The following is a 17255-nucleotide window of genomic DNA, read 5'->3' as shown; positions in this document are numbered from 1 at the left end:
TAGCCTCCTTACAACAACTTTGCGCAATATATCAATATTACTTAATGAACTACAACCATTATGATAATAATCATACTATGATAATTAATTTTAATATTCAATATATCATAGATATTATGATAACAATCATATTCTTACAACTTTATTATATCACTTAATAACTGTTAAAACTACAGATTTTAAATAAAAAAACTGTATACAAGAAAATTTATTCAACTTGTATACAGCCTTGTATTATATGATATTGTAAAAAATTTCAATTATCACTAAATTAGATAACTTCCTTGATTAGAGACTCAAGCACGTCAGCTTTTTTGTAACCTACAAGGGAATCAAGCATTTTGCCATCGCGATAGAATACCATGGATGGAATGCCATCGATGTCTTCTTTCAATAAAATACCACGAAGATTTTTATCTTCTGCATCAACGCTGAAGAATTCTACTTGCCCTTCGAAGCGTTCTGCCACTGCTTCTACCTCTGGACGCATAACAGTACAAGGTTCGCACCAAGCAGCCCAAAAATCAACAATAGCTAAACCTTTAGAGCCAAGTACTTTTTCATCAAATTCTTGTACACTAGTAATCGCTGTAATTGCCATGAAGTTCTCCTAACAAAGATCTACAATCTTATATACTACTATAAATTATATCCTAAATATGGAAGCAAGCAATCAATAAGCCGAGTTCTGTTCCGCTTGCACGGTGACGATTATCTTTCTAGGCGTACAGTCGCCTGCACGCTCGAGCGACACAACCCGGAAGGTAGGCGGGACCACCCTTAACCCTTCCCTATTCGGTCTTGCTCCGGATGGGGTTTACCGAGCCAGCCTGTTACCAGACTGCTGGTGAGCTCTTACCTCACCTTTCCACCCTTACCACTGACGTGGCGGTTTCCTTTTCTATGGCACTTTCCCTAAGGTCACCCTCGCCAGACGTTATCTGGCATCCTGCCCTATGGAGCTCGGACTTTCCTCGAGTCATATGGACTCGCAACCGTCTTTCATACTTGCTTCAATTCAGTTTATCATAGCTACGCTATTTGTTGCAAGAAAATGCAACATTATAAAAAGAAGAAATCATTTTGCTCTGTGAAAGCTTTAACAGGAATAGAAAGACCTGTTCCGAGCAAATAGTCTCGCAAACCATCAGCTACAATAGATTCTGTACCAAAATGCCCTGCATCAACCACAAGCAATCCAAGCTCTTTAGCTAATTGTGCATCATGATATTTCACATCGCCTGTAACATATGCGTCTACATGCAAGCGAGCTGCATCCTTAATAAATTCAGCACCGGCACCAGAACATAGTGCTATGGATTGAATTTCTTTAGGCGCTATGCCAGCAAAACGAATATTAGCCAATGGTAAAGCTTCTTGTACCCATTCACGGAAGGTATCTAAATTTAATGCATTTGGCAAGCGGCCAACTCTACCTAAATACTGAGTAGACGCTGTAGGATCTACTAAGGACACAACTTCATAAGCCACTTCTTCATAAGGATGTGCTGCTTTCATAGACTCAATCACTTGGCTTAAATGAGTACCATCTACGATAGCATTCACTTGTACCTCAGGTGCCACCGTTAAGACACCGGCTTCACCGATGACAGGATGAGACGCTTCATTACCGATGAAGCGTCCTTCACCGTGAAGACTAAAGCTACAGTGCTCATAGTTGCCAATTTTTCCTGCCCCTGCGACCCCCATAGCATGACGAACCGCATCAGCAGCATTTTCCGGTACAAAAGTGGTTATCTTATACAATGTATCTTCACCAGTTTTGATAAAGCCTTTAATATCTATAAGACCTAATCGTTCTGCCAACATATCATTCAAGCCACCAGGTGCAATATCAAGATTTGTATGTGCACTGTAAACGGCAATATTATGTTGAATCAGCTGATTAATCACGCGCCCTTGCGCCGTATCACAAGACAATTGTTTTAAGCCCTTAAAAATCAACGGGTGATGACTAACAATTAGATTACAGTCATGTTCAATGGCATATGAAATGGCCTCCGCTGTTACATCTAATGTAGTTAACACGCCTGTAACGATAGCATTTCTATCACCCACCATGAGGCCTACATTATCCCAAGATTCTGCATAAGAACGAGGGGCCAATTGTTCCATTAATGTAATAACTTGTTGAACTGTTGTCATAAAGCTCACTTCTTTCTATCTTCTAAAAGTCCGTGCAGAAATTTTACTTCACGCTCTAAATCCTTATATTTATCTGTATGGCTCAATTGCGCAGTCATACCGTCTAGTGCACATTGTCGTTGATATATTAAGTACTCAATATATTTCGTCCAAAGTGATGGTCGTTCCTGTTCTAAAAGAGCACCTACAGACCATAATAACGAATCCTCTGGTAATGATTGATAAACATCTATGTATTCAGTCATGCCCGTATACGCTTCTACCTGATCATTACGCACTGCTAAAAATGCAGTGTATAGCTTTCCTGCATCTTCAACGATGATTTCAAGGACGATAACATAGCCCTTTTGTACCATATATTGACGTAATTCTTTTTGTCCATTCTGTGGTTGTAATACGTAGAACTCTAAAGACTCTGGACCAGCGTCTACAATATCGCGCATGAGGTATCCACCCATACCACAACAGATGGCACCATTTAATTCGCCCTTCTCTGTTACCTTTAGACCATCCCCTAATCGACAATCTACTTTAGAAGTTAATCCACAAGATTGAACATATTCTTTTGCAGATTCTAAAGGTCCTTTATGCACGTCGCCAGCAATAACAAATTCAGCACGATTACGGTTGATGAGTTCTACTGCTAAATATCCATGATCAGTACCAATATCAGCTATAGCATGAGCTTTTGGTACGATTGAAAACACCGCCTCTAAGCGATCCATCATAGGTCTAGGTTCCATAATTCCTCTATTATTATATATATAAAAATAACCGCCCTTGAATCCTCAAGGACGGTAGATATCAACATAATTGGTGGGCCCACCTGGGATCGAACCAGGGACCGACCGGTTATGAGCCGGTTGCTCTACCCCTGAGCTATAGGCCCACAGTTAGTTTCTAGCTTATTAATTATACCGAATAGGCTAGTACTAAGTCAAGGCACACCGTATTTCTATGACTGTTTCATGAGCATAAAACGATGAATCATATTGTCTTCGTTAAACACACCTTTTGTAGCCAGTGTCGTCGTTTGACTATTGGTAGATTTAATGCCCCGTGCACTCATACAGCTATGAGAGGATGTAATATGAACGATCACATCTTCAGAGCCTGTTGCTAAAGAGATTACTTCAGCTATATCTTCTCCGATTTTCTCTTGCAATTGCAAACGCTTACAGCACATTTCTGCAATGCGAGGAATCTTAGATAAGCCAATAACTCGACCTTTCGGAATGTAACCGATACTAATACTCATATCATACATAAGCGCCATATGATGCTCGCAATGAGAGAAGCAAGTAATATCCTTTACTACTACCATTTGATTTGTATCAACTGCAAAGGTCTTGCCATACATCTCAGCAATCTCAGCATTTGTATACTGAATCCCTTCATATACTTCTTCCATCATTTGTGCTACGCGCTTTGGTGTTTCCTGTAAGCCTTCTCGGTTAGGGTCCTCTCCCAAGGCTTCTAGCAATTGATATATAAGTGATTCTATTTTTTCTGTATCCATATTTTCCCCTTTATATCAAGATGTCATCATACCTCAATGCATCATACTATGATTACATAGGATACTGATTCTATACATCCTAACTACACTATACACCTTTCGCATCTGGATCCCATACAAATTTATGGATTTGCAATTGGAATCGTACATTCTGTAAATTATATGTTTTCATATAATCGATAATGGATGCTGCTTCAATTTTACCCCACACAGGGGATACATAAATTTGAGCCTTTGTAGGATGTTCCTTAATGATACGACGCATACAGTCCAAGTCCTCTACAGAACCTACTACAAATTTAATAAGATCTTGTCTTGTAGAAACTTTGAATATATCTAAATCCATAGACTCTTCTGCCAAAGATGATGGCGTCTTGTAATCGTAGGTAAACCACACATTGTCTCTGTGAAAGCTCGGTATAATGGTACCATTCGTTTCAATATTGAAATCGTAAGGACTTTCATCAGCTAATACACCTTGAGTGCCTTCAGATAATTCATTTCTCACAGTCGATTTTTTAACAGTACACGGTTTATCCTCTAGTTTAGTAGATTTACGACGATTTAATTCATCGATTAACTCCACTACAGCAGCTTCTTGTAATAGTGGCTCACCACCAGTTATGGTAATTCGATGATTGCCTAAACTTTCAATAGCATCAGCTACCTCTTGTACGGTCATATCTGTGAAAGTACTATCAATGCCATAACTATAGGTGGTATCACAATATGAACAGCGGATATTGCAGTCATGAAGACGCAAGAATGTTGTCAATAAACCTTGTCGAATACCTTCCCCATCAATGGAGCCGAAAATCTCAATCACGTTCATAAATAGCTGTGTTTCCTTCAGACTCTTGAACTTCTACTTTAAAACATTTCGGGCCTAACTCATCGGCAATCCATTTCGCCATATTTTCAGCCGTAGGATTAATGTCACCTAATACATCATTGATATGACGATGATCTAAGCGGCCGTGAATCTTTTCTTTAATAATAGTAAAGTCAATAACCATGCCATTATGATCTAATTCTTCAGAACGAGCATGGACAGTAATAATCCAATTATGACCATGTAGATTTTGACACTTGCTAGGATAATCTAGTTTTAATTGATGAGATGCACTTACCTCTAAACGTTTAGTAACTGTAAACATTATATCTCCTAAATCCTTCATTACATTTCAATATATTACTATCAGATTATATCGATGATTCTATAATTGTATAACTATAGTTCTAGTAAAGCTAATAGAGTTAATAGAACTAATAGAACTATTATAAGTAATCATATTTTTAAACATTATCAACCTTTATTATAACACAAAAGGGCTGTAACACAGTGCTAGAGAACACTGCATTACAACCCTTAAAAGATTTAACATCTTATAAGAAGTCTTTAATTTTATCGCGTTTACCGCGGTTACGCAATTTAGTAAGCGCCTTACCTTCGATTTGGCGGATACGTTCACGAGTAACATTGAAGTGTTGACCCACTTCTTCTAATGTACGAGGTTTACCATCCTTCAAACCAAAGCGCAAGATCAATACTTGTTGCTCACGGTCAGTTAAACATGTAAATACATCTTCAATTTGTTCTTGTAATAAGATGTAGCTAGCTGCATCGTCTGGAGCAATAGCATCTTGGTCCTCAATAAAGTCTCCCAAGTGAGAGTCTTCCTCTTCACCAATTGGAGTTTCCAATGATACTGGCTCTTGTGCGATTTTTTGAATTTCACGCACGCGCTCTACCGTAATGCCCATACCTTCTGCGATTTCTTCTGGTAATGGTTCACGACCTTTATCTTGCAATAATTGTCTGGAAATACGAATCAATTTATTGATTGTTTCTACCATATGTACAGGAATACGAATCGTACGAGCTTGGTCCGCAATAGCACGAGTAATAGCTTGACGAATCCACCATGTAGCATATGTGGAGAATTTATAACCCTTTGTATAATCGAACTTATCTACAGCTTTAATAAGGCCCAAGTTACCTTCTTGAATCAAATCCAAGAATAACATGCCGCGACCTACATAACGTTTTGCAATACTTACAACTAAGCGCAAGTTAGCATCTACCAATTTTTTCTTAGCCTTTTTGGCAAGTTGAATATCTTTATATGTAGCATCTTCTGCTGCGCCAGCTTCAATTTGCTTTGCTAAAACGATTTCTTCATCTGCAGAAAGCAATGGGACACGACCAATTTCCTTGAGATACATACGTACAGGATCATCAATGTTAACACCAGAGTCTACACTTAAATCGATGGAGATATTCTTTTCATTAGGAGTATCTTCTTCATCCTCTTCTTCTGGTTCTATTGGCTGAGCGTCCGCATCCTCACTGTCGATATCAGCCACTACTTCAATATTTAATTTACCAAATGTAGTATAAATATCGTCTAATTGTTCCGCAGTAAGTCCAGTTTGCTCATGAAGAGCATCTGAAATCTCTGATTGTGTCAACACGCCGGTTTTTCGGCCTTTTTCAAGAAGTTGTTCTACAATCTCCTCTATTTGACTTTTTTGTACTTTCTTAGCCACAGCGCTCTCCTTCTTACATTATATTACTTAGACCATTCTCTAATTAAGTTCTGTATTTCCTGACACTTATGTAATTCGCTAATAAATGTCGAATCTCCTGCCCGTTTTAATTGATCCGCCATAATTGAATGCGCTTTATACTGTTCACGCAATGAATGAAGCCTTATCTTACGGATTAATCCAGGCACTTGTACCTTATATTCATCGTCACTCATAACAACCAATCTAGAGTAAATATCATACTCCGATGGGGATAAAACAGATTGAATGGCAGTATCATCTAGACGACCTTCTTGTTTAAATAAGGTGAATATCTTTTCTATTATACCTCGATATTCAATTTTTTCAAAGTCTTCTAATGGCAAATAGCTCATCATATGTTGTAACACTTCACCATCTGTAAAGGCTAAGGACAATAATTTTTCTGCATCACCTTTAGGTAAATCCTGTGTTGGCAACGGTGCAGACGCAGTATCAACCAATTCAATTTGTCCTTTTTTTACATAGTCTCGGAAATATCTAAAAATACTACTATTATCAAGCCATAGTGGTAATGCCAATGTCTTTAGAGCATCATCCCGTTGTGTTTGACTATCTATATTAGCAATATATGGGAATACATCAGCCATAACAGCTTGCTTCCCTTCCGTATCATTTGTGTCGTGTTTAATTAAAGACTCACTTAATAAATAATCAAGAGGTTTAACCGCTTTAGCTACTAAATCTTTAAATGCTTGTCCTCCATGATTACGTACATAATCATCTGGATCCTTACCATCTGGCATAGCCAGAACACGCACCTTAAAGTCCGTATTTTGTAATAATTCTATAGCCCTAGCTGCTGCTTGACGACCTGCTCCATCCATATCATAGGCCAGCACAATTTCATCAGCCTGCCTCATTAAGATATGACCATGATCTCGTGTATAAGCCGTCCCCAAGGATGCTACTACATTAGTAACACCATGGTTATGGGCAGATATAACGTCCATATACCCTTCTACAAGGATAGCCTGTCGCTCTTGACGAATAGATTTATAAGCCTTATCAAAGGCAAATAATAGTTTTCCCTTTTCAAAGATGGCTGATTCTGGTGAGTTTAAATATTTTGGCGTGCTGTCATCCATAACACGACCACCAAAGGCAACTACTCGACCTTTACCATCCATAATAGGAAACATAATTCGGTTTCTAAAGAAATCGTAAAACTGTCCCTTTTGGTTTTTACGGACCAAATTCAACTCCAAGAGAATAGAATCATCGATACCACGTTCGTGAAAGGCGCGATACAACTTATCCCAACCATCTGGAGCAAAGCCTAATTTAAATTTTTCAATCGTATCTTTTGTAAGGCCCCTTTTTTTTAAGTAATCAAGGCCCACCTTACCAATCGATGTTTGAGTAAGGCAGTTATGGAAAAATGTAGCCGCTAATTCTGAAGCTTCATATAATTTTTTTCGTCGTTCATCTCGAGCTCGTTGTTCTGGTGAAAGTTTTGCCTCCGGCAAGGGAATATTAGCACGATTTGCAAGCCGCTCTAGAACCTCTACAAAGCTTAAATGCTCTAGTTCCATGAGGAATTTAATGACATTCCCCGATGCATGACAGCCAAAACAATAATAAAAGCCCTTTTCAGGGGCAACACTAAAGGACGGCGTCTTTTCATTATGAAATGGACAACAACCCCAATAGTTCTTGCCCCGTTTCTTTAAAGCTACATGCTCGGATATTACAGATACAATATCATTTGCATCTTTGATTTGTTCAATCAATTCATTTTCAAAATATCTGCTCATAGCCAACGCCTCCTTCCCCATATATATATATTAATTCGATATACAAATAAAAAATCCTCTATTTGTAAAAGATTTTAATTAGTTAAATTATTAAATTAATACAAAAATCAAATACGAATCATAAGAATCCTTATCTATGAAACTAAATACATAAGGATTCCTATACGCCGTATTAAACGATACCATTACCAATATTTTGATAATAATAGGCTGCAATGAAATCATTGCAGCCTATACTTATCGCTTATAGCATATTATTTTGCGTAATCCACAACGCGAGTTTCACGAATAATTACGACCTTAATTTGGCCTGGATATTCGAGTTCAGACTCGATGCGTTTTACGATATTCCGAACAAGTAATGTAGACTCAGCTTCATCAATCTTATCCGGTTTTACTACAACGCGAATCTCACGACCTGCTTGAATAGCAAAGCATTTTTCAACGCCTTCGAAGGATTCAGCGATTTCTTCCAATTTAGATAAACGTTTTAAGTAGTTTTCTAATGTTTCTCGACGTGCTCCTGGACGAGCCGCAGAGATAGCATCAGCAGCTGCTACTAATACAGCTTCTACAGATTGGAACTCTTCATCACCATGATGAGCGCCAATGCAGTTAATTACTGCTGCGCTTTCACGATATTTACGAGCCACATCAACACCGATTTGAACATGAGAACCTTCAAGTTCACGGTCTAATGCTTTACCAATATCATGGATCAAACCACCTCGTTTAGCCAATGTTACATCACAGCCTAGTTCAGCCGCCATCAAACCTGCTAAATGAGATACTTCAATAGAATGTTTCAAAACGTTTTGACCGTAACTAGTACGATATTTCAAACGACCTAAAATCTTAACAATTTCAGGATGTAAGCCATGAACATCAGCTTCAAATGTTGCTTGTTCACCAGCTTCTTTAATAGTTTGGTCAACCTCTTTACGAGCTTTACCAACCATTTCTTCAATACGAGCTGGATGGATACGACCATCTACAATCAATTTTTCTAAAGCAATACGAGCCACTTCACGACGAATTGGGTCGAAGCCAGAAAGAATAACTGCTTCTGGTGTGTCATCGATAATCAAGTCAATACCTGTTAATGTTTCGAGTGCGCGAATATTACGGCCCTCACGACCAATAATGCGGCCTTTCATTTCATCATTAGGCAATGCCACTACGGATACGGTAGTCTCCGCCACATGGTCAGCTGCGCAACGTTGGATTGCAGAGGAGATAATTTCTTTTGCTTTTTTCTCCGCATCATCCTTAGCTTGCTGCTCCATTTCCTTAACCATAATTGCCGTTTCATGACGAATTTCTTGTTCTACATTTGTTAACAAGATATTCTTAGCTTCTTCAAATGTCATGCCAGAAATACGTTCTAACTCTGCCATTTGTTTTTCATACAAAGCTTCAATTTTTTCACGGCTTTGGGCTAAGTCAGCTTCTTTGCGATGTAAAGCTTCCTCTTTGTGTTCAATATTGTCTAATTTTTTATCCAAAGATTCTTCTTTTTGAAGAATACGACGTTCCATACGTTGAAGTTCAGAACGGCGATCTTTATTTTCTCGTTCTACATCAGAACGGAGCTTATGAATTTCTTCTTTCGCTTCTAATAAAGCTTCTTTCTTTTTAGACTCAGCTGTGCGCTCACCATTTGCGATGATGCGTGCAGCCTCTTGTTCAGCTTGATTCAGTTTTCCTTCAGCAATATTTTTTCGTAAAAAATAGCCTACCCCTAGTCCAATCAGTACCATTACCACTGCAATTAGACTATACTCTAAAATCAGTCTCACCTCCTCTTAAATTCTCAAAATCGAGCTTTCATGCTCCTTTTTATGCCCTTTATGCATTAAATTATCATTTAGCCATATCATCATATAAATAAATAAGGCTATTATTAATTTTAGACTTGAAAGCCCTTTCTGTCAAGATTTTACAAGCCTGGTAAGGCCTCAGAAAAAGTACTATCTATTCATAAAAATCATTGCACACAACTTGGATAGTACTCGTTGAAAACCCTCTATATTTGAGAAAATTAAAGACTTTTACACGAGGAGTGCAGTCCTCATTGAGAATGGAACCAAACTTTTTCTCCACTACACGATAAGCAGCTTTAACTTCATCATAATCAGAGATTTCCGGAGGCACAGTAAGACCTCTAAGTTTCATCTTTTGCTTAATCATGTAGGCGCCGTATTTTTGTTCTTTCATCAAATAGTCTAATACTTGTTCAGACAGGCGCTCATCATTGATATAATCATAATCTCTAAGGCGTTCGAGGACCCGCTCAATGATTGGGTCCTCGATTTGTTTACGTCTCATTTTTTGTGTCAGTTCATAGGAACTTAGAAATCGTTGAGCTAGGAAGCGATACGCTTGATCCATAGCAGCTTGCATCGTTTCTTCACTCATGATTATACTTCTTCACTTACTTCTTCACCGATTACATCGATTTCTTCAGTGCCAACCGCTAATGTATCGCGAATAATACGATCAATCTCATCAGCGATTTGTGGATTGTCGAGCAAGTATTGTTTAGCCGCCTCTTTACCTTGGCCCATACGTTCCCCATTGTAGGAATACCATGCACCAGATTTATTGATAATTTCCATATTTGTACCAATATCGATAAGAGTACCTGCTTTAGAAATACCTTCACCATACATCAAGTCAAATTCTGCCGTTTTGAATGGAGGTGCTACTTTGTTTTTAACTACTTTAACTTTAGTGCGAGCACCTACGTTTTCGTTGTTAGCTTTAATAAGTTCACCCTTACGAACATCAAGGCGTACAGAAGAATAGAATTTCAATGCACGACCACCTGTTGTAGTTTCAGGGTTACCAAACATTACGCCTACTTTTTCACGCAATTGGTTGATAAAGATAACAACCGTTTTAGATTTGCTGATGATACCAGTCAATTTACGCAATGCTTTACTCATCAAACGAGCTTGTAAACCTACGTGAGCATCGCCCATTTCACCTTCGATTTCAGCTTTAGGAACTAAAGCTGCAACGGAGTCAACTACGACGATATCTACAGCGCCACTGCGAACAAGAGCTTCTGTAATTTCAAGAGCTTGCTCACCATTGTCTGGTTGAGAAATCAATAAATTATTGATATCTACTCCCAAGTTACGAGCATATACTGGATCCATCGCATGCTCCGCATCAATAAATGCCGCAATGCCACCTTGTTTTTGCGCTTCTGCTACAGCATGAAGTGCTACTGTTGTTTTACCAGAGGATTCTGGGCCATAGATTTCAATAACACGACCACGAGGGAAACCACCTACACCAACAGCGATATCGATAGCAAGGGACCCAGAGGAGATAACCTCTACGTTCATGCGATCTGCTGCTTCACCAAGGCGCATAATAGCGCCTTTACCAAAGTCTTTTTCAATTTGTTTTAACGCGTTATCCAACGCTGCTTGTCTGCCATCTACAGCCATTATTTTATTTCCCCTTTTCTGTTATATAAGTATACACATAATATAGTGCTAGCTCTGCTGCACTTTGTCGAATATCTTCGCGATTACCAATTAAATTAGCCTTGTGAGCTACTGTCCCATGAGGTCCAGTTACACCGAACCACACAAGACCAACTGGCTTCTCAGGACTACCGCCGCCAGGACCAGCTATGCCAGTCGTAGAAACGGCATATGTTGTTTGACCAATAGTTCGTGCTCCCTCTGCCATAGCCTTAGCGACTTGCTCACTTACGGCACCATACGTATCGAGCATGTCTTGTGGTACCCCTAGCACACGATGTTTTATGTCGTTGCTATACGAAATAACGCCACCCATGTAGTATTCACTACTACCGCTGACATTAGTCAATAACTTACCAACTAATCCAGAAGTACAAGATTCAGCAGTACTAATCGTGCTCTGCTCTTCAAGTAATACATGACCTAGTGTTTCCTCCATAGAAACAGTCAAGTCACGTCCTACACGAGCTCCTAATCGTTCTCGAATAATAGCATCCCAAGGATTGAGAACCTCATGGGCAGCCTCTAAGGTGTCAGCCTTAGCAGTAATACGAACCTCTATATACCCCTTTTTAATGAGCAAGGCAATGGTTGGATTCGATTGGTTCTTAATGAGATCCATCAAGGTATTTTCTAGATCAATTTCACGAATATCATATACGCCATAGCGATAGGAGGTAACAACACCTTGTGAACCAAATCGATTCATTAAATAAGGCACCACACTATCGTGGAACATCCCCTTCATCTCACCAGGAGGTCCTGGCAAAAGTATGTATGTAGTATCGCCATCTTCCACTACAACACCAGGCGCCACGCCTACCGGATTATGTAATACATTTGCGCCTTCAGGCAACTCAGCTTCTCGACGACTTGCATCCGGCACGGTACGTTTTACACGATCAAAGAAATGTTTAACCTCATCCATTGCCTCTTGATTAAATACAATAGGTCGTCCAATAGAATCGGCTAATACATTACGCGTAATATCTCCTTGCGTTGGTCCTAATCCGCCAGTACTAATAACGATGTCCGCTCTAGTGCTAGCTAATTGAAAGACCTCTGCCATGCGCTTAGGATTATCCCCCACTACAGATTGATGAGCAATAGTATAGCCTAATTTATTTAATTCTTGTGCTAGCCAAGATACATTTGTATTCACCGTATCGCCTAGCAATAATTCTGAACCTGTAGAAATAAGTTCTACAATCATCAGATCACCTCCATACTCGAATATATCGAAGTGTATTATTCTACAACAGTAGCGACAACGTCGTACGCAAAACCTTGTTCTACTTGTACCTTGAGAATGTCACCAGGTTGAACATCTTCACCGCAGTCCTCAATGTACATATTACCGTCTACATCAGGAGCTTGAGATTTCAAACGACCTTTTGCAAGCAATGTATTATTATCGCCTTCTTCAATTTCTTCGACCATCGCATAATCAATGGTACCTTCTAAGTCGCGATTATTTTCTTCAGAGATAGCTGCTTGAATGGACATGAGAATATGATAACGTTCGTCTTTAACCTCTTCTGGCACTTGGTCTTCACGAGCACCTGCAGGAGTACCTTCCTCTTGAGAGTAGGTAAACACGCCCATATTATCGAATTTGATTTCTTTTACAAAGTCGCAAAGTTCTTCAAATTGTTCATCTGTTTCACCAGGAAAACCAACGATGATAGATGTACGCAATGTAATATGGGTCGGTGCATTTCTAATCTTCTTAAGTAAACGTTCAATATCATTGCGATCATCACGACGATTCATTTGTTTTAAAATATCGTTATTCACATGTTGCAATGGAATATCTACATATTTACAAAGTTTTGGCTCATTAACGATAATATCTAACAATTCATCGGAGAAGAAAGTTGGATACAAGTATAACATGCGAATCCATTCGATACCTTCTACGGCAGTTAATTCCTTAAGCAATGTAGTCAACAATGGTTTACCATCATTTAGATCAATACCGTAACTAGTCGTATCCTGAGCGATAAGAACGACCTCTTTAACACCGGATGCAGCCAATCGTTCTACTTCGGCCTTAATAGACTCAATAGTACGACTGCGGAATGCACCACGCACCTTTGGAATAATACAGAAGGTACAACCATTGTTACAGCCTTCAGCAATTTTTACATATGCACTGTAACGAGGTGTAGTCTGAATGCGAGGCATACGTTCATCATAGATGTTCGTAATATTCTCCATAATACAACTACGATTGCCATGCTCAATAGCATCAACGGCTACCATAATTTGGTCCCATGCACCTGTGCCGATTAAAGCATCAATTTCAGGAATTTCTTGGAATAATTCATCTTGATATTGTTGGCTTAAGCAACCTGCTACAATAAGGCCTTTACATTTACCATCCTCTTTATATTGAGCCACCTCAAGAATAGTATTAATAGACTCGGCTTTTGCTTTCTCAATAAAGGTACAGGTATTTACAACGATAAGATCTGCTTCGCTTAGGTCCTCTGTAATCGTATAGCCATTATCTTTCAATAAGCCTAACATTACCTCTGTATCTACTAAGTTTTTAGCACAACCTAGGCTAACATACCCTAATTTCTTACCCATTCTATATCCTTTCATAACTAGTTTATTTCTCAATTTACTTCCTGTAATAGGATCTATATAACTGAGTTACTCCTTGCGGAAGCGCACTTGGCTAACCCAGTGATTTAACAATAACTTTTTACCATCTATAGTGTAACCACCATTAACAGGCCATAAAATTAACTCGTGCCCCAATGAGTCTTTTGGCTCATCCATTTCTGGATTCGTAAACATATAGGTGAAATTATTTTCAACCATATATTTTGCAGTCTTTATAGATAACAACCAATTAATAAATTCAACGCTATCTGCTTTATGTTTTGAATTTTTTAATACAGCAGCGCCAGTTACATAATAAGATGTTCCATCTGTTGGGTATATAACCTTAATCGGATATCCATGACGAGTATATTGGGCCGCATCAGACAAATTACCAATGCCGATATTAGACTCTCCTAACGCAGTTAAGCGAACTGGAGTAGACAAGAACTTGGCATGTTGTATTATATGTGGCTTTAAACTATATAAATAGTTCAGTGCCTCAGGCTCGCCTCTATATTCCACCATGTTATATAACAAATTAGCTGCATTTTGGGATGCTACAAAATCGGTCATCACAATAGACCAATCACCTTGTTTTCCCAATGTATCCCAAGTAGTAATATATTTACCTATCCCATTGTAGAAGGTGTCATTTTGAACAAATACAATAGGATCATACCAAAGACCTACCCAATACCCATTTATATCTTTTAGATTATCACGTACTTCGTCAATTCTCTCATTAACGATAGGTGCATATTTCCCTGCATTTGCCCCTACAACGAGATTATCTTCAGAGGTAAGTACCAGATCACCAGATGTATCAGCTACATTTGAAGCCGACCGTTGGGCCATTTGCTCTTCTGTAAGAGGCAAAACTGTAACTTTTACATTTTTCTCCTCTTCATAACGATCGGCAAGCAATGTAGTTATATTGTTCGGCAAGTCTGTATAAACTGTAATTTCACCACGAACAGGTTCTTTTGCATGTTCTAACTGTTCTTGATGGTAAAAGTTTACGCCATAGGTTAACATTCCTATAACAAATAGGGCTAAAACGCCCGGAGCAATCCACCGTTTCATATATGCCTCCTATAAGACATAAAGTATTCCCAAACCAGAATAGACAAAGCTATTCTCCATTATTAACGACTACCACGTCCTCGATTACTATTAGATGGGCGACTTTTGGTCATGCCATTACGAGAGGGTCTACCCTTACTACTTTTCTCACTAGACTGACGTCCGTTGCGACGATCATTATTCTTCCCACTATTACGAGAACCACTAGATTGACTAGTACGATTAGTACGACCAATTGGGCGTGGAGGAATCAAACATTCAGGTCCAAACCCTATTAAGTCACGTCGATTAGCTTCAATGAGCGCCTCTTTTACAAGGTCATAATTTTCAATATTTTTATATTGCATTAAAGCCCGCTGCTTAGCTTTATCTCTACCTTTTTTTGCAACATATACAGGTTTTCCATCCAGTGGGTTAATGCCCGTATAGTACATACATGTCGATAAACTTCCCGGCGTAGGAATAAAGTCTTGCACTTGTTCTGGATACATATGTTGATCACGTAAGAACTCGGCTAATTCAATAGCATCTTCCAATGCACAACCTGGATGAGAGCTCATAAAATATGGTACTAAATATTGCTTCTTACCAAGATTTTTATTGGCCTCTTCAAACCAAGATTTGAAGGTGAGGAACTCTTCCTTACCAGCTTTGCCCATCATATTGGTAACGCGTTTAGAAACATGTTCTGGCGCTACTTTTAATTGTCCACTTACATGAAATTCACAAAGCTCGCGGACAAAATCTTTATTGTTATCCGCTAGAACATAGTCATAACGCAAGCCAGAACGAACAAATACCTTTTTTACGCCTTTTATCTTGCGTAATTTACGGAGTAAAGCAATATAGTCATCATGGTTTGTATTTAGATTTTCACAAGGCTCTGGAGCCGCACAAGTACGACCTTTACAAGCACCATATACAGCTTGTTTGTCACAAGCTAAATGACGGAAGTTCGCTGTAGGGCCCCCAACATCATGAATATATCCTTTAAAGTTAACCATATTAATCATAGTTTGAGCTTCATCAAGTAAAGACTCATGACTACGATTTTGGATGATACGACCTTGATGATTTGTTATTGCACAGAATGAACAGCTACCAAAGCATCCCCGTTGACTTACAAGGCTAAACTGTACTTCGCTTAATGCTGGTACGCCACCCTTATCATCATATTTAGGATGCCACTTGCGAGTATACGGCAAGTTATATACGCCATCCATTTCCTCCTGCGTAAGTGGCAATGCAGGTGTGTTTTGAACAAGATATCTATCGCCATGTTTTTGTACTACTATACGACCATAGAATGGATCTTGTTCATCATACTGCATACGGAATGCATCAGCAAAAGCCATCTTATCCGCTTTAATTTCCTCAAAAGATGGACACTCAACATAGTCTATAGTAGGGATTTCCTTGGCCATATAACAAATACCACGAATAGATGGCAAGGACTCTTTAAATCTATCTTGATCTAACGCATCAGCTAATTCTACAATTTGAAGTTCACCCATACCATAAATGAGTACATCAGCCTTTGAATCAACTAAAATAGAACGACGCACAGTATCTGACCAATAATCATAATGACCAAATCGGCGTAAGGACGCCTCTATGCCACCGATAATAAGAGGCACATCACTGTAAGCCTCTTTCATACGATTCGCATATACCAAGGTAGCTCGATCTGGGCGATGGCCCGCTTCACCACCTGGAGAATAGTCATCTTGTCGACGAATTTTCTTTGCCGCCGTAAATTTATTAAGCATTGAGTCTAGATTCCCTGCCGTAACAAGGGATGCTAGACGCGGTTTACCAAGTTTTTTGAAAGCCTCTACATCATTCCAATCTGGTTGATCTATAATGCCTACACGATACCCTTTGGATTCTAAGTATCTGCCGATAACTGCAGGTGCAAAGGAAGGATGGTCCACATAGGCGTCCCCACTAATGAGGACAAAATCTAATTCGGCCCAACCGCGTTTCTTCATATCCGAAGGTTCTGTTACTAAAAATCTATCCATT

The 17255-nt window shown here is 39.0% G+C and carries 15 protein-coding genes, 1 tRNA gene and 1 other RNA gene; all 17 read right to left on the bottom strand.

Going from position 1 to position 17255, the window contains the following annotated elements; translation table 11 throughout:
* Positions 1–271: 271 nt before the first annotated feature.
* The 17 genes from VEIT17_RS03230 to VEIT17_RS03150 all read right to left on the bottom strand — a co-directional run bounded on the left by VEIT17_RS03230 (position 272) and on the right by VEIT17_RS03150 (position 17254).
* Entirely contained in the window at positions 272–601 is a 330-nt protein-coding gene (locus VEIT17_RS03230; protein WP_178884723.1) for a thioredoxin family protein, read from the bottom strand.
* A 60-nt stretch (positions 602–661) separates the two neighbouring features.
* Positions 662–1012: RNase P RNA component class A (gene rnpB, locus VEIT17_RS03225), an RNA gene on the bottom strand.
* A 50-nt stretch (positions 1013–1062) separates the two neighbouring features.
* The gene (locus VEIT17_RS03220; protein ID WP_178884721.1) at positions 1063–2166 is read right to left on the bottom strand and encodes a Nif3-like dinuclear metal center hexameric protein; all 1104 of its coding nucleotides are present in this window, start codon (positions 2164–2166) and stop codon (positions 1063–1065) included.
* A 5-nt stretch (positions 2167–2171) separates the two neighbouring features.
* Positions 2172–2909, bottom strand: a complete 738-nt coding sequence (locus VEIT17_RS03215) for a tRNA (adenine(22)-N(1))-methyltransferase (RefSeq protein ID WP_178884718.1) — start codon at positions 2907–2909, stop codon at positions 2172–2174.
* 71 nt (positions 2910–2980) lie between these two features.
* A tRNA-Ile gene (locus VEIT17_RS03210) sits at positions 2981–3055 on the bottom strand.
* A gap of 66 nt (positions 3056–3121) precedes the next feature.
* Positions 3122–3685: a GTP cyclohydrolase I FolE gene (folE, locus tag VEIT17_RS03205; protein WP_024066137.1), complete on the bottom strand. Its 564-nt coding sequence runs from the start codon at positions 3683–3685 to the stop codon at positions 3122–3124.
* Between the two features lie 88 nt (positions 3686–3773).
* Positions 3774–4517 (bottom strand): 4Fe-4S cluster-binding domain-containing protein, encoded by a 744-nt coding sequence (locus tag VEIT17_RS03200; protein WP_178884716.1) that lies wholly within the window; start codon positions 4515–4517, stop codon positions 3774–3776.
* The gene (gene queD / locus VEIT17_RS03195; protein WP_004696395.1) at positions 4504–4842 is read right to left on the bottom strand and encodes a 6-carboxytetrahydropterin synthase QueD; all 339 of its coding nucleotides are present in this window, start codon (positions 4840–4842) and stop codon (positions 4504–4506) included. The genes VEIT17_RS03200 and queD overlap by 14 nt, the downstream gene beginning before the upstream one ends.
* Before the next feature lie 229 nt (positions 4843–5071).
* Positions 5072–6235: an RNA polymerase sigma factor RpoD gene (gene rpoD / locus VEIT17_RS03190; RefSeq protein WP_060923956.1), complete on the bottom strand. Its 1164-nt coding sequence runs from the start codon at positions 6233–6235 to the stop codon at positions 5072–5074.
* A 23-nt stretch (positions 6236–6258) separates the two neighbouring features.
* Positions 6259–8031, bottom strand: a complete 1773-nt coding sequence (dnaG, locus tag VEIT17_RS03185; protein WP_060923957.1) for a DNA primase — start codon at positions 8029–8031, stop codon at positions 6259–6261.
* Between the two features lie 254 nt (positions 8032–8285).
* The gene (rny, locus tag VEIT17_RS03180) at positions 8286–9830 is read right to left on the bottom strand and encodes a ribonuclease Y (protein WP_255403550.1); all 1545 of its coding nucleotides are present in this window, start codon (positions 9828–9830) and stop codon (positions 8286–8288) included.
* A 175-nt stretch (positions 9831–10005) separates the two neighbouring features.
* Complete coding sequence (locus VEIT17_RS03175; RefSeq protein WP_178884714.1) at positions 10006–10449, bottom strand: regulatory protein RecX; 444 nt, start codon at positions 10447–10449, stop codon at positions 10006–10008.
* Positions 10450–10451: 2 nt separating this feature from the next.
* On the bottom strand, positions 10452–11492 hold the full coding sequence (recA, locus tag VEIT17_RS03170) for a recombinase RecA (protein WP_178884712.1): 1041 nt from the start codon (positions 11490–11492) through the stop codon (positions 10452–10454).
* A 4-nt stretch (positions 11493–11496) separates the two neighbouring features.
* On the bottom strand, positions 11497–12744 hold the full coding sequence (locus VEIT17_RS03165) for a competence/damage-inducible protein A (RefSeq protein ID WP_178884710.1): 1248 nt from the start codon (positions 12742–12744) through the stop codon (positions 11497–11499).
* A gap of 35 nt (positions 12745–12779) precedes the next feature.
* On the bottom strand, positions 12780–14126 hold the full coding sequence (gene rimO, locus VEIT17_RS03160) for a 30S ribosomal protein S12 methylthiotransferase RimO (RefSeq protein WP_178884708.1): 1347 nt from the start codon (positions 14124–14126) through the stop codon (positions 12780–12782).
* A gap of 66 nt (positions 14127–14192) precedes the next feature.
* Positions 14193–15230 (bottom strand): ABC transporter substrate-binding protein, encoded by a 1038-nt coding sequence (locus tag VEIT17_RS03155; protein WP_178884706.1) that lies wholly within the window; start codon positions 15228–15230, stop codon positions 14193–14195.
* A 62-nt stretch (positions 15231–15292) separates the two neighbouring features.
* Positions 15293–17254: a YgiQ family radical SAM protein gene (locus tag VEIT17_RS03150; RefSeq protein WP_178884704.1), complete on the bottom strand. Its 1962-nt coding sequence runs from the start codon at positions 17252–17254 to the stop codon at positions 15293–15295.
* Position 17255: the final 1 nt, after the last annotated feature.

This window comes from Veillonella nakazawae, assembly GCF_013393365.1.
Lineage (GTDB): Bacteria > Bacillota > Negativicutes > Veillonellales > Veillonellaceae > Veillonella > Veillonella nakazawae.
Note: the sequence above shows the minus strand (reverse complement) of the source record. Positions and strands in the feature narration are given on the sequence as shown.

Excerpts from the sequence above, each read along its gene's own strand:
- VEIT17_RS03165 (WP_178884710.1), bottom strand. The coding sequence starts at position 12,744 with ATGATTGTAGAACTTATTTCTACAGGTTCAGAATTATTGCTAGGCGAT.
- VEIT17_RS03175 (WP_178884714.1), bottom strand. The coding sequence starts at position 10,449 with ATGAGTGAAGAAACGATGCAAGCTGCTATGGATCAAGCGTATCGCTTC.
- VEIT17_RS03215 (WP_178884718.1), bottom strand. The coding sequence starts at position 2,909 with ATGGAACCTAGACCTATGATGGATCGCTTAGAGGCGGTGTTTTCAATC.
- dnaG (WP_060923957.1), bottom strand. The coding sequence starts at position 8,031 with ATGAGCAGATATTTTGAAAATGAATTGATTGAACAAATCAAAGATGCA.
- queD (WP_004696395.1), bottom strand. The coding sequence starts at position 4,842 with ATGTTTACAGTTACTAAACGTTTAGAGGTAAGTGCATCTCATCAATTA.
- folE (WP_024066137.1), bottom strand. The coding sequence starts at position 3,685 with ATGGATACAGAAAAAATAGAATCACTTATATATCAATTGCTAGAAGCC.
- recA (WP_178884712.1), bottom strand. The coding sequence starts at position 11,492 with ATGGCTGTAGATGGCAGACAAGCAGCGTTGGATAACGCGTTAAAACAA.
- rimO (WP_178884708.1), bottom strand. The coding sequence starts at position 14,126 with ATGGGTAAGAAATTAGGGTATGTTAGCCTAGGTTGTGCTAAAAACTTA.
- VEIT17_RS03200 (WP_178884716.1), bottom strand. The coding sequence starts at position 4,517 with ATGAACGTGATTGAGATTTTCGGCTCCATTGATGGGGAAGGTATTCGA.
- VEIT17_RS03155 (WP_178884706.1), bottom strand. The coding sequence starts at position 15,230 with ATGAAACGGTGGATTGCTCCGGGCGTTTTAGCCCTATTTGTTATAGGA.
- VEIT17_RS03150 (WP_178884704.1), bottom strand. The coding sequence starts at position 17,254 with ATGGATAGATTTTTAGTAACAGAACCTTCGGATATGAAGAAACGCGGT.
- VEIT17_RS03220 (WP_178884721.1), bottom strand. The coding sequence starts at position 2,166 with ATGACAACAGTTCAACAAGTTATTACATTAATGGAACAATTGGCCCCT.
- VEIT17_RS03230 (WP_178884723.1), bottom strand. The coding sequence starts at position 601 with ATGGCAATTACAGCGATTACTAGTGTACAAGAATTTGATGAAAAAGTA.